This window comes from Streptomyces sp. SX-6 (assembly GCF_059089585.1).
In genome coordinates this window covers 52,245-72,069 of record NZ_JBTHHU010000013.1, presented here as the reverse complement: position 1 = coordinate 72,069, position 19,825 = coordinate 52,245, and the positions used below count along the sequence as shown (strand labels likewise).

General features: G+C 72.8%; 16 protein-coding genes. 3 read left to right on the top strand and 13 right to left on the bottom strand.

The window, feature by feature from the left end:
• Positions 1-119: 119 nt before the first annotated feature.
• Positions 120-1,022 carry a LysR family transcriptional regulator gene (locus ACV530_RS18060; RefSeq protein ID WP_494333538.1) on the top strand — a complete coding sequence of 301 codons (903 nt, stop codon included), beginning with the start codon at positions 120-122 and terminating at the stop codon, positions 1,020-1,022.
• Here the strand turns inward: ACV530_RS18060 and ACV530_RS18055 are convergent.
• Entirely contained in the window at positions 1,009-3,111 is a 2,103-nt protein-coding gene (locus tag ACV530_RS18055; RefSeq protein WP_494333537.1) for an FUSC family protein, read from the bottom strand. The two genes, ACV530_RS18060 and ACV530_RS18055, sit on opposite strands and share 14 nt — an antisense overlap.
• A 194-nt stretch (positions 3,112-3,305) precedes the next feature.
• Between ACV530_RS18055 and ACV530_RS18050 the strand changes: the two genes are divergently transcribed.
• Positions 3,306-3,758, top strand: a complete 453-nt coding sequence (locus ACV530_RS18050; protein ID WP_494333536.1) for a universal stress protein — start codon at positions 3,306-3,308, stop codon at positions 3,756-3,758.
• A gap of 13 nt (positions 3,759-3,771) precedes the next feature.
• Here ACV530_RS18050 and ACV530_RS18045 read toward each other — a convergent pair whose 3' ends face one another.
• The 9 genes from ACV530_RS18045 to ACV530_RS18005 form a co-directional block, all read right to left on the bottom strand.
• Complete coding sequence (locus tag ACV530_RS18045; RefSeq protein WP_494333535.1) at positions 3,772-4,338, bottom strand: hypothetical protein; 567 nt, start codon at positions 4,336-4,338, stop codon at positions 3,772-3,774.
• Between the two features lie 116 nt (positions 4,339-4,454).
• On the bottom strand, positions 4,455-4,688 hold the full coding sequence (locus ACV530_RS18040; RefSeq protein WP_494333534.1) for a chaplin: 234 nt from the start codon (positions 4,686-4,688) through the stop codon (positions 4,455-4,457).
• A gap of 168 nt (positions 4,689-4,856) precedes the next feature.
• Positions 4,857-5,765 (bottom strand): alpha/beta fold hydrolase, encoded by a 909-nt coding sequence (locus ACV530_RS18035; protein ID WP_494333533.1) that lies wholly within the window; start codon positions 5,763-5,765, stop codon positions 4,857-4,859.
• A gap of 80 nt (positions 5,766-5,845) precedes the next feature.
• A complete protein-coding gene (locus ACV530_RS18030; protein ID WP_494333532.1) occupies positions 5,846-7,123 on the bottom strand; it encodes an ATP-grasp domain-containing protein in 1,278 nt (425 codons plus the stop codon).
• Positions 7,116-8,726 (bottom strand): condensation domain-containing protein, encoded by a 1,611-nt coding sequence (locus tag ACV530_RS18025; protein ID WP_494333531.1) that lies wholly within the window; start codon positions 8,724-8,726, stop codon positions 7,116-7,118. Before ACV530_RS18025 ends, ACV530_RS18030 begins: the two co-directional genes overlap by 8 nt.
• On the bottom strand, positions 8,716-9,480 hold the full coding sequence (locus ACV530_RS18020; RefSeq protein WP_494333530.1) for a thioesterase II family protein: 765 nt from the start codon (positions 9,478-9,480) through the stop codon (positions 8,716-8,718). Before ACV530_RS18020 ends, ACV530_RS18025 begins: the two co-directional genes overlap by 11 nt.
• Before the next feature lie 53 nt (positions 9,481-9,533).
• Positions 9,534-10,178, bottom strand: a complete 645-nt coding sequence (locus ACV530_RS18015) for an FMN-binding negative transcriptional regulator (RefSeq protein ID WP_494333529.1) — start codon at positions 10,176-10,178, stop codon at positions 9,534-9,536.
• Positions 10,179-10,200: 22 nt separating this feature from the next.
• A complete protein-coding gene (locus ACV530_RS18010; RefSeq protein ID WP_494333528.1) occupies positions 10,201-11,535 on the bottom strand; it encodes a lysine N(6)-hydroxylase/L-ornithine N(5)-oxygenase family protein in 1,335 nt (444 codons plus the stop codon).
• A 47-nt stretch (positions 11,536-11,582) separates the two neighbouring features.
• On the bottom strand, positions 11,583-13,073 hold the full coding sequence (locus ACV530_RS18005) for a condensation domain-containing protein (protein WP_494333527.1): 1,491 nt from the start codon (positions 13,071-13,073) through the stop codon (positions 11,583-11,585).
• A gap of 159 nt (positions 13,074-13,232) precedes the next feature.
• On the opposite strand from ACV530_RS18005, the gene ACV530_RS18000 reads away from it, so the two are divergent.
• The gene (locus tag ACV530_RS18000) at positions 13,233-13,436 is read left to right on the top strand and encodes an MbtH family protein (protein ID WP_494333526.1); all 204 of its coding nucleotides are present in this window, start codon (positions 13,233-13,235) and stop codon (positions 13,434-13,436) included.
• 67 nt (positions 13,437-13,503) lie between these two features.
• Here ACV530_RS18000 and ACV530_RS17995 read toward each other — a convergent pair whose 3' ends face one another.
• Genes ACV530_RS17995 through ACV530_RS17985 form a run of 3 tightly spaced genes read right to left on the bottom strand, consistent with a single transcriptional unit; the run spans position 13,504 to position 19,807 of the window.
• Positions 13,504-16,737: a non-ribosomal peptide synthetase gene (locus ACV530_RS17995; RefSeq protein ID WP_494333525.1), complete on the bottom strand. Its 3,234-nt coding sequence runs from the start codon at positions 16,735-16,737 to the stop codon at positions 13,504-13,506.
• Positions 16,734-18,554 (bottom strand): non-ribosomal peptide synthetase, encoded by a 1,821-nt coding sequence (locus tag ACV530_RS17990; RefSeq protein ID WP_494333524.1) that lies wholly within the window; start codon positions 18,552-18,554, stop codon positions 16,734-16,736. Before ACV530_RS17990 ends, ACV530_RS17995 begins: the two co-directional genes overlap by 4 nt.
• Positions 18,555-18,592: 38 nt before the next feature.
• Positions 18,593-19,807, bottom strand: a complete 1,215-nt coding sequence (locus tag ACV530_RS17985; protein ID WP_494333523.1) for a cytochrome P450 family protein — start codon at positions 19,805-19,807, stop codon at positions 18,593-18,595.
• Positions 19,808-19,825 lie beyond the last annotated feature (18 nt).

The following is a 19,825-nucleotide window of genomic DNA, read 5'->3' as shown; positions in this document are numbered from 1 at the left end:
AAGAGCCGGTCCGAGTCCCACCCCCGAGCGGGCATCCGCTCCTCGGCCGCCCTCGCACTCAATCCCGGTCCGCACCACGGATCAAGAAGATTCCGTCAATGGGGAGATAGGCACGCGCTATGGAGACGGTGAACAGCGCCGGGAATCTGTCCCTGCGCCAGCTGGAATACCTGGTCACCGTCGTGCACGAGGGACGGCTGACCCGGGCCGCCGCGCGGCTGCATGTGACCGAGCCCACGGTCTCGCAGCAGCTGCGGGCCCTGGAACGCACCGTCGGCACGGCCCTGTTGGAGCGCCGCCCCGAGGGCGTCCGCCCCACTGAGGCGGGTGCGGCGTTCCTGCCGTACGCGCGGACGACCCTGCGCTGCGCGCACGAGGCCGCCACGGCGGCGCGTGACGCCGCGCGGGGCAGCCGGCGCCCGCTGCGCATCGGCACGGTGCGCTCCGCGCTGCCCTGGGCGCTGGTGCCGGGGGTGCGGCAGTGGGTCATGTCCCGTCCCGGCACACCGGTGTGCGTGTGCCCGTACGGCAGCCGTGGCCTGCTGCAGGACGCGGTGGCCGCGGGCGCGGCGGACCTCGGGGCGGGGCCGCGGCCCGTGGAGTGGCCGGGGGCCGTACGGAGCCTGGGGACCGAGGAGTTCGTGGTCGTGTGCGCGCAGGACGATCCGCTGTGCGGCCGGGACGTCCACCTGGAGGACCTGGCCGGCCGGTGCTGGATCGGTCATCGGGGCTACGCTCCGGGCGAGTTGTGCGCCGACGCGTTCCAGGCGGCGGGGTTCCGGCCGCGGATCGCGGTGGAGGTCCCGGACGCCGGGGCGGCCGTGGCGCTGGCCGGGGCGGGGGCGGGCCTGGCACTCGTCCCCGAAGGCGCCCTGCGGGCACGGCCGTACGCGGCGGCCGTGCGGCTGTGCCGTCCCCTGCAGCGCGAGCTCACCGTCTACACCGTCGCGCAGCCGTCCGACGACGCGGCGGCGTGCGCCGAGACGCTCGCCGCGGCGGCGCCCGGTGTCAGAGCGCCCTGATACGGGCCGCGTCGCATGCCACGCCCGTGAGCCAGGCCTCGGCGTCGGCGATCAGCAGGATCTGGGCGGGCATCGCCTCCGGCACGCAATGCTCGGCGCAGCGCAGCACGCCCGAGGTGCGGGCGGGGTACGGGTCGGGCGGGATGCCGGTGCCGCTTTCCCGTGCGCGCAGCGCGTGGGCCGACCGCAGGTATTCGCCGGCCACCTGCCGTGCCAGGGCGGTGAGTTCGCGCGTCGCGTCGGACGGCAGCGGACCGTCGTGGCGGGCGAGCATCGCCTCGCCGCCGACGACCACGTGGCGGCCGGCCGCCATGGCCGTGCCCCAGACGGGGTCGGGCGCCCGGTGCGGGTGGTGTTCCGTGCGGTACTGGGTGTACGCCGCATCGGCGAGGACCATCGCGCGGCGGGCCGGCAGCGCGGCGGCCTCGGTGCTGTCGCGATCGTGGCACAGCACGGCTGTCACCGTGCGGCAGGCCCCGGCCGATTCGGTGAGGAAGTCCGCCACGGCGCGGCGGAGTTGGCCGCGGCCGCCCCGGGGCCAGGCGAGCAGGCTCGCCAGCGCGCCGATCGAGCCGCCGACGAGGACGTTGACGAACCGTACGCCGGACAGGTGCCAGTTGGCCGAGGAGAGCTGGGTGAAGAGCAGCACGAAGGCGAAGGTGAACGCCAGCTGCGTCCAGGCGGGGCCGAGCAGCGGCCCGATACCGAAGCCCACGAGGAAGACGAGGGGCATCACGGCCGCGTAGAAGACGGGGACGTTGCCGACCACGAGGAGCATGAGCGCGGAGAGCACGGCACCGGCCGCCGTGCCGGCGAAGGCGGGGAGCAGGGCGCTGCGGGTGTCCGCCGCCGAGGTGCGCATCAGGCTGACGGTCGCCAGCAGCATCCAGAACCCGTGCGGCAGGGCGAGCGCACCGGCGATCACGCGCGCGGCGGCGAGGGCCACGGCGAGGCGGAGGGCGTTCTGCAGCAGCACCGAGTGCGGGTTCAGGTGGATGCTGAGCCGCCGCCCCCACCGGACGGCGGCGGGGGCGGCCGCGTAGCCGAAGGGTTCCTCGGCGTGCCGCTGCCGCCCCTCGACCGCGATCCGGGCGGCCTCCTCCGCCAGCCGCGCGACTTCGGCCGCGGTACGGACGACCGCGTCGTGGCGCAGGCGGGCGGCATCGGCGCGGGGCAGCCCGTCGGCCCGTACGGCGTCGAACTCTCGCAGGGCGGCGGGGAGCCGGCCGCCCTGCGGGGCGGGGACGCCGGTGCGCAGGGTGGCGGCGACGCGGCGCAGGGCCGTGGCGGCGTCGTGCAGCAGCGCGGTGGACGCCGGGTACGGTGCGTTCGCGCCGGCGAACAGCCGGGTGAGCTGGGCGTGCACCTGCCACAGGGCGTCGTGGGTGTGGTTGAGGGCCCGGTCCCGTACGGAGGGCGAGGTCGGGCGCTCGGCCGGGGGCAGGCGGGACAGCCGCGCGTCCTCCAGGGCCCGGTCGGCCGCCGCCTTGGCGGCGGGCGGCGCGGACGCCCCGGCCGGGGTGCCGTCGGCGACCAGGTCGCCGTAGTCGCCCAGGGCGGCGGCCGCGTCGGCGAGGACGGCGCGGTACGGGACCGGGGCCGGTTCGGGCCACAGGAACCGTTCGGCGAGCACCGTGAGCAGGATCCCCGTGGTGAGCCCGGCGAGCCGGGCGCCGAGCGTGCCGGGTGCGTACGGCGGGAAGCACGGGAGCACGTAGTAGAGCTGGTAGGCGATGGACAGGGCGGCCAGGCGGGGCCCGCAGGCCGCGCAGAAGGAGACCAGGAAGCCGACCACGAGCATGCCGCAGGCCGCGGCCCAGTCGTGGACGGCGAGCAGCGTCCCGGCCGTGACCAGGAGCCAGCCGACGGGAAGCGCGGCGAGCAGCGTGCGGGTGCGTTCACGCGGAGAACCGGAGACCTCGCAGAACAGGACGAGCGGCAGGGCGCCGAACATGGCGTAGACGGCCGCGACCGGCTGCCCGAGGCCGTACAGGAGGGTGTAGAAGCCGGTGCAGCCGGCCGCGACCGACCAGACGGCGCGCCGCAGGGCGTGCGGTCCGTCCTCGTGCCGCAGCAGCCACCGCATCATCGTGCCTCCACCCTTCGGGCAATCATTCGCGGCCGCAACCGGGGCGTACCGTGCCCCGCTCCCCCGATCGGTGGAGGCCGGTTCCCCCGCTTCGGGGCCGAACGGCCGATCACGGCGCGCGGCCTGCGCTCCTAGCGTGGAGATGTCCGGATGAACCGGACGAAAGCGATGAGACGACGAGAAAGGGACGGGAAATGAATCACTCAGTGCGACGTGTCGTGGTCGGGGTCGACGGATCGTCCAGCAGCCTCGCGGCGCTGCGGCAGGCGGTGGGCGAGGCCCGGCGTCACCAGGCCGAGCTGCGCCCGGTGTTCATCTACTCGTCCCCTCAAGGCGATTACGTCGACATGCTGTGGCCGCCGGACCCGGAGACGGCCCGGGAACTGGCCCACCAGGCGCACGACGACCTGGTACGCGCGTGCACATGCGCGCTGGGCGGGTTCCCCGAGGACGTGCCGTGCGAGCCGGTCGTGGCACTGGGCCAGACCGGTCCGCTGCTGGTGGAGAGCGCCGCCCGCGAGGGCGACCTGCTGGTGGTGGGCACCGGCTCGCACGGCGTGGTGCACCGCATGCTGACGGGCTCGGTGAGCCGGTACTGCGTACGGCACGCGTACGGCCCTGTCCTGGTGGTCCCGGACGGGGACTGACGCGGTCAGGCCCTCAGGCCCTGGTCAGCAGCGTGACGTCGCTGCTGGTCGCGATCGCGAGGGTGCGTCCGCCCGGGGAGAACCCGGCGGCCCGGAACTCGGAGTAGTTCGCGTGGAAGACGTGCCACCACCCGTCCCCGGCGGGACCGCGCCAGAACGCTCCGCCCTTCGAGAGCAGCACGCGGTCGTGCGGCCACTCGGGGCTGACGACCTCGGTCTTCCAGCCGTCCCCGGTCGTGGCGTGCAGTCCGCCGCCGTACATTCCGGCGATGGGGACCCGTACACCGGCGAGCGGGCCGATGCCCGGGCAGGCGAGATCGGGTCCGTCCGGTATGTCGCCCTCCGGGTCGTAGTCACGGGCGATCTTCTCGCCGGTGACCGCGTCGAAGACGCCGTGACCACTGCTGGAGACGACCATCAACAGGTCGCGCCCATCGGCCGGATCGGTCCCGAAGCCGACCCCGAGAAGTCCGCCGACGGGTATCAGTCCGCCGCCGACCGGACGCCACGGCGGCGGTGCGGGTACGACGGGGGCGGCGAGGACGCGGTCCCGGAGTTGCTGCTGGTAGTCGGAAAGCACGATCGATCAGATTAACGGGACCGCGCGCCCCTGCCCGGGAGTGGCAGGGGCGCGCGGCCGGTGCAGGTGCGGTCCCTCACCTGCGGCGGCCTCGGCGGCTGGTACCGGGGCGCCTGTTACTTGTTGACGAGCGTGTTGCCGGTCGCGCTGTTCATGACGCCCACGACCGAGATGGCGTTGCCGCCGACGTTCGGGGACACGTGCGGCGCGACCTGGAGGACGTTCCCGGCGACGACGCCCGGGGAGTGGGCGGCGACGCCGTGGGCACCGTCGGCGCTGGCGGTGGCGGCTCCGGCGCCGAGGGCGGTGGCGGCGAGGGCGGTCATGGCTGCGGCGTTGCGAATGCTCATGATGTCTCCATCGTGAAAGGGGGGGTACAGAGCAAAGGCTCTGGCAAGAGAGAGTCTTGCTCAGGAAAAACCACTATCGCTACTGCATGACGATATGTTCATCCCCTCCGGTGATCACTGTCGCGGCCTTGACCGCTTGTGAGTGCACCGGCATCACCAACTACGGCTTCAGCCCTGCGAGTTGCCACCCTCGACGCGGTGGACCAAGTCCGCGATCAGCGAGGTGATCCTGGGCCACAGCCCTTCGGGGAAGTTGTGGCCCATGCCGTCGATGACCACCAACTCGGCGCCGGGGATGGCCTCGGCGGTGGCCCGCCCACCGCTGACGTCGCACATCACGTCGGCGGCACCGTGGATCACCAGGGCAGGGACCTTCAGCGCCCGCAGTCGCGCCGTGCGGTCCCCGGACGCCACGGCGGCAACGGCCTGGCGCAGCATGCCCTGAGGGTCGTACCCCCGGTCGTGGGCACGACCGGCCCGGTCGGCCGCCGCCGCTTCGTCGAAGGCGAACCCGGGCGACCCGATGGCCCGCATGGCGCGGACGTACCAGTCGACGTAGCCCTGCCGGTCCTCCGGCGGCGCCCCCACCCCGGCCACCGCCGCGGGATTGATCCGGCCCACACCGGGGTCACCGGTGGTGGACATCATCGACGTCAGCGACCGGACCCGGCCGGGATGCTCGATGGCGGTCAGCTGGGCGATCATGCCGCCCAGGGAGGCGCCGACGAGGTGAGCGCTGTCGATCCCGAGGGCGTCGAGCAGCCCGACGGTGTCGGCGGCCAGGTCCGACAGCGTGTAGGACGCCGACGAGAGGTCACCGGCCAGCGCCGCCCGCACATCGGGCACCGGTGCGTCGCGGAAGTGCGTCGACCGGCCGGCATCGCGATTGTCGAACCGGATCACCTGCACACCGCGCCCGGCGAGTCCGGAACAGAACCCGTCCGGCCAGTGGATCATCTGCGCCCCGCCACCCATGATCAGCAGCACGGGCGGCGCACCCCGCCCGCCGAAACGCTCGTAGACGATGTCGACGGCCGACGGGCCGACCTTCCATGCCTTCTCTTTGCTCACTGCCACACCCACTCCCCTACAGAAGCGGACACCAGCCGGAGAACTGCCGCATAAGCCGTACCCCTTGGGCCGCCGTCGGATGCGGTTCAGCCGATTCCCTGACCGGCCCGTGCCCGCTGCGGGGACTCGGTCCAGGTGGTGGCGCCGTCGGTGAACTCGTAGCGAAGAAGAGGCAAGGCGCTGTCGAGGAGATCGACCATGGCCGGATGGTCGGGCACGTCGCCGGTGAGGAGGTCTATGAAGACGCTGCCCACGCCACCGGGGAGGCGGTCGCCGGGGCGGACGTAGGACCGGTAGCCGGTGATGCCCTCCCGGCACCGGATCTCGTCGCCGCCGGTCAGGGCGCGCAGTTGCCCGGGGCGGACCGGGGCAAGGCCGTTGAACTGGAAGTACACCCGGCCGGGTGGAGCCGGGGCGGGCGGAGGGAGAGCGCCGAGGGCCAGCAGCGCGGCCGTCCGGACGAGATCCGCTCCGCAGGCGCGGCGGGACAGTTCGTTGAGGTGACCGCCGAGACGGCCGTTGACCTCGATGATCCGGGGGCCTCCCGGAGTGAGCTTGATCTCCGTGTGGCAGATGCCGGTCGTCACACCGAGAGCGGTGACCGCCCGTACCGCCAGGTCCGACACCGCCGCGTGGTCCTCGTGAGGCAAGGCGGCGGGCCAGAACTGTCCTGACTCCCGGAAGGGCGGGGCCAGCGGGTGCTTGCCGGTCACCGCGAGCACCCGCGTCCCGTCCGGGCCTGTCGCGGTCTCGACGGACACGTAGTCGCCGAAGGGCCCGCTCGGCCGTCCCCGCAGGAGTTCCTCGACCACCCACGTGCCCCCGGGGCCGGCGAAGAGCCGCGACCGCACGTCGTCCGCCTCCGCCCGGTCGCGGACGGCGAAGGTCCCCCGGCTGCCCTGGCCATGTGCCGGCTTCACCACCGCGGGCAATCCGACGGCCGACAGTGCCCGCTCCCAGGCAGCGGCGTCCGGGACCGGGTGGCACCGCACCGCGTCGACTCCGGCGGTGCGCAGCCGTTCCCGCTGCCGGTACTTGTCGGTGAGGGCCTCGGCCACCTCCGGCGTGTGGCCGGGCAGACCGAGGGCGTGGGCGAGACCGGCCGTGACGCGCAGCAGGTTCTCGGAGAAGGTGAGCACCCCTGCCGGGGCGAGCCGCCGTACGAGGACGGCGTCCCGTTCCGGGCTTCCCGTCAGCTGGACCACCCGGCCCAGACGGGACAGGACCGGCCGCAGCTTGCGCGCATGCGGTGAGCCGGGCAGCAGGAAGGCCACCGGGGCCAGTCCCGCCACGCCCACCGCGATCTCGGCCGGGGAGACGGAGCCCGCGTCGTACGCCACCGCGAGCGGTGCCGGTTCACCCATCGTGGGATTCCGTCCCGGCGGAGTGCACGTCCCGGGCCGCGGCGCGCAGGCCGCCGACGGCCAGGGCGAGGTATTCCTCCACCTGCTCCCCAGTCACCAGCCGCGGGTCGAAGGAGATGAGCAGCCCGCTGCCGAAGCCGGGGTAGTCCAGGGTGAAGTCGCAGGACAGCGGGTGGCTCGCCTTGTCCCGGTCCCACCACCCGTCGGCGGAGAGCGCCCCGAGCCCGGACAGGCGGCGGTAGACGTGGAAGTCGGTGAAGTTGAAGGCCACGTCGAACGAGCGCCGTCCCAGAGTCTCCTCGATCAGCGCCAGCGGATGACGCTGGTGGGGCGCGGCGGCCACCTCCGCCTCCCACAGTGTCCGGGCCAACCGGGCCCAGGTGCCGGAGGTGGACGGAAGGCGCAGCGGAACGGTGTTGAGGAAGAGTCCGACGACCCGGTCGGCGTCCGGCATCTCGGGCCGTCCGTTGACCACCACCCCGGTGACCACATCGGTGGTGCGCCCCGTGATCCGGCCCAGGGCCCGGCAGTGCACCGCCAGCAGCAGGCTCTTCAGCGGGACCTGTGCCTCGGCCGCCCGTGCGCGCAGCTCCGCGAACAGGCCGGGAGGCAGCGCCGCGGCGCGCCGCCCGGACGCGTCGGCCGGCCGGCCGTACCGCTCCCGGTCCAGCAGCGGCGGCACATCGCACTGGGCGCGCCAGAACTCCGCGGCTTCGGCGGAGTCGACGGCGGCCCGCTCCAGCCGGACGAACTCCGCGGCCGCGGCCGCGGGCGGCTCCGGCAGTCCGTGGCCGGTGCCCGTCAGCCGGGCGTCGTAGAGGGTGAGCAGGTCGACGAGGACGGTGGCGAAGCTCCAGCCGTCCATGATCGCGTGATGGATCGCGACAGTCAGCCGGAATGTGCCGCCCGGCCCCGCGGCCACATGGCAGCGGAACAGTGGCGCGTGCTCCCAGTCCAGGGTGGTGGAGAGTTGCTTGTCCCGCCAAGCGGACACGGCCGCGTCGGCCTCCGCGGCCGTACCCACGCGCTCGGTCTCCAGCGGTTCGACGACATCGCCCCAGAACAGCTGCATCGACTCCGAGTAGCCGCCCAGGTCGAAGGAACTGCGCAACGCGGGGTGACGGTCCATCAACTCCTGCAGTGCCGAACGGAAGAGGCCCTCGTGGTAGGGGGCCGTCACCCGCAGCCCGATCAGGTCGTGGTAGAGGCCCGGGTCCTCGGCCATCTCGCACTGGAAGATCAATCCGGTTTGGAGTGCCGACGCGGGCAGCGCGTCCAGCGCCCCGGCGGGCATGGCCGCCCGGTCCTCGGGATCCACCAGGCTGTCGCCGGGGTGCGCGGGGGATCCACCGGCCTCCTCCGGGTCCCCTCCGCCCGCGGGCGCGGAGCGTACATGCTCCACGAGTTCGCGGACCGACGGGTTCATCAGCAGGTCGATCAGGTGCAGCGGCATGCCCTGCTCCGTGGCCCGCGCGACCACCCGCACGGCGATGAGGGAGTCCCCGCCGACCGCGTAGAAGTCGTCGTCCGGCCCGACCTGCTCGGAGCCGATCTCCTCCCGGAAGATCGCGAGGAGTGCGTGGGTCGCCGGCTCAGGCTCCATGGACCGTCTTCCTTCCTGCCAGGGATGCACCGAGGGTCTCCTCCACGGCCGTCAGGACGGCGTCGCGGTGCTGTCGCAGATAGAAGTGGCCGCCCGGGAACATCCGGATACGGATCGGCGCGGTGAAGTGGTCCTGCCAGGCGGCCAGCCGGGACTCGGTCACGTCGTCCTCGGTGCCGCCCAGGGCGAGCAACGGTACGGACAGGCGGCCGAACGCCGGTGCGTAGTCCTGCAGCAGTCGCATGTCGGAGCGAATCGTCCCGAGGAAGAGCTCACGCAGTTCGGGGTCCTCCAGCAGTCCGGCGGGGGTCCCGCCCGCGTCCAGCACGCGCCGCACGAGCCACTCGTCCTCGGACTCGCCGGGCTCGGGGCGCGCCTGGTTCACCGGCGGCCGCGCCGAGACGACCAGTAGCGCGGGCAGTGGATACCCGCCGCGCTCGAGCCAGGCGGTCGCCTCGGCCGCGATCGCACCGCCCATGCTGTGCCCGAAGAGCACGAAGGGCTGCGGAGCCATGTCGGCGATCAACTCACCGACCAGGTGAGCGAGTTCGGGCATGTACTCGATCCCGGGCCTGCCTATCAGCTGTTCGCGCCCCGGCAGCTGGACGGGCTGGACGTCGAGCGTGGTGGAGGCCCTGACCCACTCCCGGTAGGCCGAGGCACCCCCGCCCGCGTGTGGGAGGCAGAACACGGTGGCCCGGGCACGTGGCAGTCGGTCGTCCCAGTAGGGCAGGAGGGCATGGGCGGTCTTCATTGACGGAATCCTTAGTCGGCATCCTTGTCGGCGGACGTGCTGGAGACCTGCGGTCAGCTGTAGCGCCGCATCGCGTCGGCGATGCCGCATCCCGGCCCGCTGCCCGAGCGGGCGAAGGCATCGGCCACACGGTCGCGCGTCTCGTCCGGCTTCTCCTGGCTGAGCTTGAACATCGCGTCGGCCTCCGTGACATCGAATCGGAAGGCGCCCACACCGGGCAGGATCCGCTCGAAGTACGGGACGGACTCGGTCATGTCCCAGCCGGTGCCGTGATCGCGTTCGTACGCGCGGACGGTCGCCGTGATCACGTCGAGGGTCTCGTCGGCATCGGGCAGCGGGGTGATCGTGCCGCGCACATGCACGGCGACGAAGTTCCAGGTGGGGGCGGCGGGGGTGACGTCGTACACGGTGGGGGACACATACGCGCCCGGCCCCTGGAAGATCAGCAGCGCACGGGATGCCGGGTCCAGGGCGGCCCAGTGCGGGTTGCTCCGGTTCAGATGGCCATGGAAGCACGTCCCCACCAGGCCGGTGTCGCCGGTGCCCCGGGCGAGAGTGGAGTCGTCCGGGATGACCGGCAGGTGCGTGGCCAGCGGGCCGTCGGGGCCGTTGCTCACCAGGGTGGCCAGCGGATTGCCGCGGATGATGTCGAGCGGCCAGGCGGGGTCCTTGGGCCGGTAGAGGTGGGGAACGTACATGGGACTCCTTCCGCGCTCGGGGTCAGTGGGGTGCGGCGAGCCGGCGCCTGGCGGCGATCGACTCGGTGATCTCCCACGCGCGCCCGGATATGTTCGACAGCAGAGAGGCGGAGATGCCGTGGGTGTGCTCCGTACCGCCCTGGACATAGATGCCGGCCCGTACCCGGGGTTCGGTCTCCACGCGGTGGTCGCGGGCGACGCGCAGGGTGCCGGAGCTGGTCCGCTTGCACAGGCCGGCGACCGGCCCCAGGGCCGCCGCGGCGTCCATCGGGTCGTAGCCGGTCGCGAACACCGCCACGTCCACGGCGAGTTCCTCGGTACGGTCCGTCATCGCCCGGGCGATGCGCAGCAGTACGCCGTCCCGGGTCTCGGTCGCGTCCGTGACCCGGCTCATCGGGAGCATCGTCAGACGGCGCCGGCCGCGCACGGACTCGCGGTACATGCGCCGGTACAGGTCATTGATCAGATCCAGGTCCACGACCGCGTAGTTGGTGTTGGCGTGGTAGGCGTAGAACTTGTCCTTCACGCCGGGCGGGGAGTCGTAGAAGTCGTCCACCGCGTCCGGGTCGAAGACCTGGTTGGCGAACGGCGAGTCGTCGGCGGGGCTGTAGCCGTACCGCGGGATCACGCCCGTGACCTCGGCCCCGGGGAAGACGGAGTGCACATGGGCGACGACTTCGGCCGCGCTCTGCCCGGCGCCCACCACCGCGAAGCGCCCGGGCGCCCGTCCGTCCAGGCCGGCGAGCCGGTGCAGCAACTCGGAGCTGTGCCAGATCCGGTCCGAAGCGGTGATGCCCGCGGGCATCCGCGGGACCAGGCCGGTCGCGACCACGAGGTTACGGGTCCGCAGGGTGGTGGTGAGGCCGGTGGCCGCCTCGCGGGCGGTCACGTCGAAGGCACGGACCTCGTCGCCGTCCTGGACCGGTGTGGCACCGACCACTTCGGTGCCGTACGAGACCAGGCCGGAGAACTTGGCGGCGGCCCACTCCAGGTAGTCGTGGTACTCGAGCCGGGTGGGGAAGAAATCCTTCTGGTTGACGAAGGAGACCAGCCGGCCCCGCTCGTGCAGATAGTTCAAAAAGCCGTACTGGCTGACCGGGTTCCGCAGGGTCGCCAGGTCCTTCAGGAAGCTCACCTGCATGGTGGCGTCCTCGAGGAGCATCCCCGGGTGCCAGCCGAAGCCCGGCCGGCGTTCGAGGAAGGCCGCCTTCGCGTCCTCCCACGGATGTTCGCGCAGTGCGACGGCGAGGGCGAGGTTGGCCGGACCGAAGCCGACGCCCAGGACGTCGTACGTGGCCTCGTCGGATGCGTCCTGCCCGCCCGGCCCTGCCGTATCCGTATGCCCCGCAGCTTCCACCACAGCCTCCGTTCCAGCCTTGATCGATGTCCGTACCGCCCTGCGTGTCACCCGGCGCCGACGCTCCAGTCGTCCAGCAGGGTGGACCGTTGGTGCGCGGAGAAGATCGGCACGCGCGACAGCCGCAGCCCCGGGTCGGCGGCCACCGCCGCCAGGAAGTTCGTGTAGTGCTCGCAGAACGTGTCCGCCGTCGCCGCCTCGAACAGGTCCTGCGCGTACAGCAGCCGTCCCGTGACCGTCCCGTCGGCCCGCTCGCCCAGGTGCATCTCGGCATCGAACCGGGTCCGTACCCGCCCCTCGGCGAAGTACTCGGCGCTCACCCCCGGCAGGTCGAGAAGGTCCGCGGCGGTACCGGTGCCGCCCGCGTCCAGGTCGAACCAGACCTGGACCAGCGGATTGCGGCTGAGGTCGCGGAGGGGCGACAGCTCCCGCACGATCCGGTCGAACGGCACGTTCTGGTGCGCGTGCGCCGACAGCAGCGCCTCCCGCGCACGGTCCACCATGGTGCCGAACGCCGGGTCGTCGCCGAGCCGGACGCCGATCGGCAGGGAGTTGGCGAAGAACCCTATGAGCCCCTCGTACGCCACCTTCATCCGGCCGTTGACCGGGCAGCCGACCGCGAGGCCGGTCTCCCCGGTGTAGCGCGACAGCAGTCCCTGGAAGGCGGCCAGGCACGTCATGAAGAGGGAGGCACCGCGCTCGGCGGTCAGGGCCCGCAGTCGCTCCACGGTCGCCGCGTCGATGACGATCGCCGCCTCACCGGCCCGGTACGTCGGCTCCTTCGGCCGCTCGTGATCGGCGGGCAGCTCCAGTACGGGCGCCAGGCGGCCCAGGGTCTCCCGCCAGAAGCCGAGCTCCCGCTCGTACCCCGCGGTGCCGGTCAGCCCGCTCTGCCAGACGGCGAAGTCCGCGTACTGGGCTTCGAGCGGCGGCAGTGCGGGTGTCCCGGCACCGGCCTCGGTCCGGTAGGCCGCGGAGAGCTCACCGGACAGGATCGCCAGGGACTCCCGGTCGAAGGCGATGTGGTGCACCACGATGCCCAGCACATGGTCGTCCGGCCCCAGCCGGGCCAGCCATACCCGCAGCGGGCCCTCCGTGTCGAGCCGGAACCGGTGGTCGGCCTCCTCGCCGGCGAGCCGCAGGGCCGCGGCGACCGGGTCGGGCGCCGAGCCGAGGTCGTGCCGTGCCACCGGGGTCCGCCCGACGGCGTCGGCACCGGCGTCCAGCACGCGCTGGAACGGCTCGCCCCCCTCGTCGGCCGGGTAGCAGGTGCGCAGCACCTCGTGCCGCCCCACCACACGATGGACCGCGCGTTCCAGCGTCTCGGTGTCCAGCGGGCCGCGCAGCCGGTACGCGGTCGGCACGTTGTAGGCCAGGCTGCCCTGGGTGAGCTGGTGGATGAACCACAGCCGGCGCTGGGCCGGTGCGAGCGGCGGACGCTCGGGGCGTGGGTCCGGCGTCTCCCGGAGGGGCGCCGACAGCCCGGCCATCCGCCGCTCCATGAGCACACGGGCGGCGTCCGAAAGATTGCCCGTCACATTCCGCTCCAGTTGTGATCGACGATTTGGCAAGCTGGACGCTACTCCGCTCGAACACGTATCACAAGGGATTTCGACGCCCCTCGACAATTGATCGCCCGGCTGACTAAACTGCACCGCCGGTAAGCACCCTGTACGGCTTGTTCTGGAGGTTCCGAAATGACCGACGATCGCGTCTATCAGGTTGTTGTCAATCACGAGGAGCAGCACTCGATCTGGGACTCCGCGATGGACATTCCAGCAGGCTGGAGCCCTGTCGGAGTCTCCGGAAGCAGGGAGGAATGCCTCGCCCACATTGACCGGACCTGGACCGACATCACCCCGCTGAGCGTGCGGACGAAGTATTACCGGGACGCCTCTTGAGGTAATTTCGAGGCACCCCTGAGACCGCCGCTACGCCATGTCGCGGCGGTCTCTTTCCGTGGGCGCGTCAGGAATTCAGGGCCGCGTTTATTTCACTCTCGGTCATGTTGGAAATTGATGCGAGTACACGCTCTTCGATTGCGGCGCATTGCTCGGCAACCGTACGGAAATCGAATATCGCACGTACCGGGAAGTCGATCCCGAAGGTCTCCCGGACCCGTACCGACAGCCGGGCCGCCGACAGTGAGGTGCCGCCCGAGGCGAAGAAGTCGTCCTCAACCCCGGGCGCGCGCCCGGGCAGCACCTCCAGCCACAGGCCGTGCACCGCCGACTCGGCCGCGGTCCGTGGCGCCACCGTCGTACTGTCCCCGGCCGCCGAAGGCGCGGGCAGTGCCCTGCGGTCGATCTTGCCGGTGACCGTCAGCGGCAGGCCGTCCAGACGGACGAAGACGGAGGGCACCAGGTACGAGGGCACCTCCCGGCGCAGCCGGGACCGCAGCTCCGCGTCGCTCGGACCGGGAGATGCGCACACCAGACAGGCCACCAGTAACGGGGCTCCGCCGGCGCCCGCCGCCGTGGTCACCGCCGCCTCCCGGACCCCCGGACAGCGCAGGAGCACGGCCTCCACCTCGGCCGGCTCCACCCGGTAACCGCTGATCTTCAGCTGCCCGTCCGCCCGGCCCCGGAACTCCAGCGTGCCGTCGGCCGACCACCGCGCCAGGTCCCCGGTGCGGTACATCCGCGCTCCCGGCTCCGTGGCGAACGGGTCGGGCACGAACCGCTCGGCGGTCAGCCCGGCCCGGCCCCGGTAGCCGCGCGACACCAGGGCCCCGCCGAGCCACAGCTCGCCACGCACTCCGCGGGGCACCAGGTTCAGCCGGTCGTCGAGCACATAGGCCCGTACCCCCGCGATCGGCCGGCCGATGGAGCGGTCCGGCCAGGGCCGCGCGAGCGCGTCCGTGGCGGTGGCGACGACGGTGTTCTCGGTCGGGCCGTAGTGGTTGAACACCGGGATCCCCGGGGAGTCACCGGGACGCGGCCGGAACACATCGCCGCCGGTCAGCAGCCGCCGCAGCGGGGTCCGCCGGCCGAGCGGCTCCCGGATCAGCAATTCCGCCGACGCGGTGGGGACGAAGGCCGTGCCGGTGCCCGAGCCGGCCAGCCGGTCGAGCAGGCGGGACGGCGTGCGCACCTCGTCCGCCGAGCACACCTCCAGCCGCGAACCGCTCGCCAGGGCAGGCCAGATCTCCCAGGCGGCGGCATCGAAGGAGACACCAGCCGTCTGCGCCGTGGCCGCTCCCGCGGCCACCGGGTACCGGTCCAGATGCCAGTCGAGGAGCCGGCTGAAGGTCCGGTGGGTGACGCCGACGCCCTTCGGCAGCCCGGTCGAACCGGAGGTGTAGACGACGTACAGAAGCCGGTCGGGATCGAGTGCCGCGGCCGGGTCCGCGTCCACGTGCCCGGCTGTCGGTTCCGCCGCCCCGCCGTCGGGGCCGCCGGGGCCGTCCGCGTCCAGGAGCTCGCCGACGCGGACCACGCGGTCCCCGGACACCCCCGTCAGCCTCTCGGCCCCGGCGTCCCCGACCACCGCCGTCGCGCCGGAATCCCGCAGCAGGTACGCGACCCGCTCGGCCGGAAGCTCCGGATCCACCGGCAGGTAGGCCGCCCCCGACCGGACGACGCCCAGCAGGGCGCAGACCAGCTCGGGCCCGCGCGGCAGGCAGACCGCGACCACCCGCTCGGGCCCGGCCCCGCACTCCCGGACCGCCCGGGCGATCCGCCGTGAGCACTGGTCGATCTGACGATAGGTCAGCCGCCGTCCGCCGTGGCTGACGGCCACCTCGTCCGGGATCCGGGCCACCGTCCGGTCCACATACGCGTCCACCGTCGCCGGACCGCGCCGCACGGCGGGTCCGGTGCCCAGGTCCAGCAGCCGCGCGCGCTCGGCCCCGGCCGTGAGCGGGATCGAGTCCAGAGGCCGGCCCGGTTCCGCGGCCGCCGCGGCGAGCAGCGCGGCGTAATGCCCGGCCAACCGCTCGGCCTGCTCCTCGTCGAACAGGTCCGCCGAGCACAGCAGCCTCCCCGTCAGCCCTGCCCCGGAGGGCCGCAGATGGAGTTCGGTGTCGAAGCGGGTGGTGGCCTCGGCGACCGGGACCGGCCGGACCCGGATACCCGGCAGGATCAGTGCCGGGCGGTCCAGTTCCGGATCCGCCAGGTCGAACCAGTGCTGGAACAGCGGATTGCGGTTGGCCTCGCGGGTCACGCCGAGCCCGTCCACGAGCTGGTCCAGCGGCAGTTCCTGATGGTCCAGCGCCTCCAGCACCCGGTCCCTGGCCTGCCGGGTCAGGTCGTCGAGCGACGGCGATCCGCCGGACTCCCCACGCAGCGGCACGGAGTGCGTGAAGAACCCGATGACCTGCTCCACCGCCGGGTCCTCGCGGCCCGCGAACGGCACCCCCACCAGTACGTCCCGGACATCGGCGTACCGGCTGAGCAGATGCTGGTAGGCGGCGAGACCGACACAGAACAGGGTGGTCCGGTGTGCTTCCGCTACCCGGTACAGGGCGGCGGTGACCTCCTCGGGGACCGGGAAGTCCACCCGCCTCGCCCGGGGGCCGGGCCGAGCCGGGCGCGGACGGTCCGACGGCAGTTCCAGTACGTGCGGTGCGCCGTCCAGCACGCCCCGCCAATGGGCCAGCAGCGACTCCCGCTCGGCGGATCCGAGCGAGGCCCGCTGCCGGGCCGCGTGGGCGGCGTAATCCGGGCCGGGCGGGGGCGCCGCTGCCGGGCGGCCGCCCGCCAACGCCCGGTACCGGGCCGAGAGCTCCCGCTCGAAGATGCCCCGGGAGACCCCGTCGAAGGCGATGTGGTGCACCTGGACGTGGAAGAGGAAGCGGCCCTCACCCAGCCGGAACAGCGAGGCCCGCAGCCACGGTGCCGCCTCCAGGTCCATGGGCGTGTCCAGCATCGTCCGTACGGCGTCCTCCGCGGCCTGCTCCGGCTCCGGCTCACCGCTCAGGTCGGCGCGCTCCAGCCGCACCGTTGTGGCGGCCTCGGCCACGGGAACCGGTCGCCCCCCGGTGGCGTCGATCCGTGACCGCAGCACCGGATGCCGTTCCGCCACCGCCCGCAGCGCGCGCTCCAGCAGGTCCGCGTCCACCGGGCCGTCCAGCCGGCGGCTGAACGGTGTCAGATAGCCGGACTCGCCGGGAGAGAGCTGGTCCAGGAACCAGAGTCGCTCCTGGGCGAAGGACAGCACGGGCTGCCCGGCCGGCTCGCCGGCCGCCGTCCGTGTGGTCATCCGCGCTCCTCACGCAGCCGGCGTACTTCCTCCGCCAACGCCGCCGCGGTCGGCCGCTCGAAGACCGCCCGCAGCGGGAGCCGCACCCCGAGCGCGGCGCGCAGCCGGTGCACCACCTGGGTGACCAGCAGCGAATGCCCGCCCAGCCGGAAGAAGTCGTCGGTGACCCCGATCCGGTCCCGGCCCAGGGCCTGGGCCAGCACCTCCGCGGCGGTCCGTTCGGTCTCGTCGCGCGGCGCGATCCACTGCGGCCCGCCGCCGTCCGGGAGCGGCAGCGCCTTGCGGTCCACCTTTCCGGTGCCGGTCAGCGGGAACTCCGGGAGGAAGACGTAGCTGCCCGGCACCATCGGAGCGGGCAGCCGCAGCCCGAGGTACTCCCGCAGCTCGCCCGGGGCCGGCGGTTCGCCGACGGCGATCAGATAGGCCGCCAGGTAGGCGTCCTGGCCCTCACCGATCCGGAGCACGACGGCCCGCTCCACATCCGCGCGCTCGCGCAGCAAGGCCTCGATCTCTCCCGGCTCGATGCGGTAACCGTGCAGCTTGATCTGGAAGTCGGCCCGGCCCAGGTACTCCAGCACCCCACCGGGCCGCCATCGCCCCAGGTCCCCGGTGCGGTACATCCGGACGCCGGGCACCCCCGCGTACGGGTCGGGCAGGAACGCGGCGGCCGTCAGGCCCGGCCGGCCCGCGTATCCCCGGGCCGGCGGCCCTCCGCCGACGTAGATCTCCCCCTGCACGTTCGGCGGCACGGGCGAGAGGTTCGCGTCGAGTACGTAGATCCGCGCGGCGGACATGGGCCGCCCCGTCAGCGGATGTTCGGGCCACTCGGCGGCCGGCGCCGTCAGCCTGGGCGCGGTGACCACGTTCACCTCGGTCGAGCCGTAGTGGTTGTCGAGGAACATCCCCGGGGACCGGTCGCACAGTTCACGGATGGCCGGAGTGATCACTTGCCGGTCACCGGTGGTGATCAGCTCCCGGAGAGTGGCCACCTGGCCGGGTGCGGTCCCGCTGTACCGGGCGAGTTCGTCCAGCGCGACCACCGGCAGCAGGACCTTGGTGACGGCGTACCGTTCGATCAGGCCGGCCAGCGCCGCGATGTCGTAGCGCTCCAGCTCGGTGGCGATCACCGCACAACCGCCCAGCCACCAGGTGGACATGAGCTCCAGGAAGGCGACATCGGCGGTGACGGGGAAGTACTGCAGGGCGACGGGGCACTCGGCGTAGTTCTCCCGGCACCAGTCGAGCAGGGTGATCTGCGGCCCGCTCTGCATGGCGATGCCCTTGGGCCGCCCGGTGGACCCCGATGTGTAGATGACGTACAGCAGCCGGTCGGCTTCGCCCGCCGGTCCGGCGTCGTCCGGACCGGCCGGGTCCACGGCGGCCGGCGCCGGGCGCTCGCCGTCCAGTTCGTACACCAGGGCCTGTCCCCAGCCTTCGGCGTCCAGACCGGCCGATACCGACCTGTCCGTCACCACCAGGCGTACCCCCGCGTCGGCCAGCACCGCCCGGGACCGCTCCGCCGGGTGCGCGGGGTCCAGCGGCAGGTACGCCGCGCCCGCCTTGACCACACCCAGCACCGCGACGGCCAGGCCGGTCCCGCGCTGGACGCACAGCCCGACCACGGTCTCGGGCCCGGCCCCCAGCGCCCGGAGGTCACCGGCCAGCGACTCGGCCGCCTCGTCCAGCTCCCGGTAACTGAGCGCTGTGCCACCCGAGATGACGGCGGGCTCGTCCGGGGCCTTGGCGACCCGGACGTCGAAGCCCTCCAGGACCGTACGGGCGGTTCGGCCCAAGTCCGCCTGCTGCTCTCCTGCCATGGCACACTCCAGATCTTCGTCTCGTCGTTGTCGCGGGCTCAGCGGACCGCGGTGGTGGGCAGCAGCACCGGCAGCGCGCGCGGTCCGCGGAGCATGGGCCCGTACGTCCACGTCACGTCGTCGAGGGGAACGGCCGGTTGGATCCCGTCGAGCCGGCGGAAGAGGATGTCGAGGGCGATCTCGCCCTCCAGCCGGGCCAGATGAGCGCCCAGGCACAGGTGTGCCCCGTGGCCGAAACCGAGGTGGCCCGGGCCCTTGCGGTCCGCGCGGAAGACGTCCGGGTCGGTGAACCGGGCCGGGTCGCGGTTGGCCGCGGCCAGCGACACCAGCAGCGCGTCCCCCTTGCCGATCCGCACTCCGCCGAGGTCCATCTCCTCCGTGGCGTAGCGGTACGCCGTGGACTGGACCGGGGCGTCGTAGCGAAGCAGCTCGTTCACGGCGGACTGCCAGCTGATCCTCCCCGCCCGGATCGCCGCCAGCTGGTCCGGGTGCTGGAGCAACCGGTAGACCGCCGTGCCCAGGAACTGAACGGTCGTCACATGTCCGGCACCCAGCACCGACAGGATCATCGCCGCGAGCTCGTTCTCGTCGTGCAGCTCCCCCGACTCCAGTCCCCGGACCAGATGGGTGCCGACGTCGGGCCCCGGATGAGTCCGCTTGTACGCGGCCAGTCCCGCCGTGTACTCCAGCAGTTGGGCCAGCTTGTCCACGTCCAGCGGGTCGGTCAGGCCCGCGTGGTAGAAGAGGTCCAGGCAGTGCGCCGGGGACTCGCGCCGCTCCGGCGGGATCCCCAGCACCTCATGGATGATCCCCACCGGGACCGGCAGCGAGAAGTGCTCGACGAGGTCGCAGCTGTCCAGGCCGGCCATGGCGTCGATGGCCTCATGGGTGACGCGGGCCACCATCTCCCGCATCCGCTCGACCGCGCCCGCGCTGAACGCGCCCGCCACCAGCCGCCGCAGCCGGGCGTGTTCGGGCCGGTCCAGGTCGAGCAGTCCGCGCGCCGGATCCCACTGGCCGCTGCCGAAGGCGGCGGGGGCGCCCGCCGAGTTGCGGTCGTCGTTGCTGAGCCGCGGGTCCGTCAGGCAGGCACGGGCGAGCTCGTACGTGGTGACCAGCCAGGTGGTGCCCTCACGATGCGGGGTGTACACCTCGCTGACCGGGGCGTGCTCGCGCAGCCAGGCGTAGTTGGCGTAGGGATCGGGGTCGCCGGTCTCCTTGAGCGAACCGGACACATAGGGGTCGGAAGCCATGGGTTCCTCTCTTCTGGT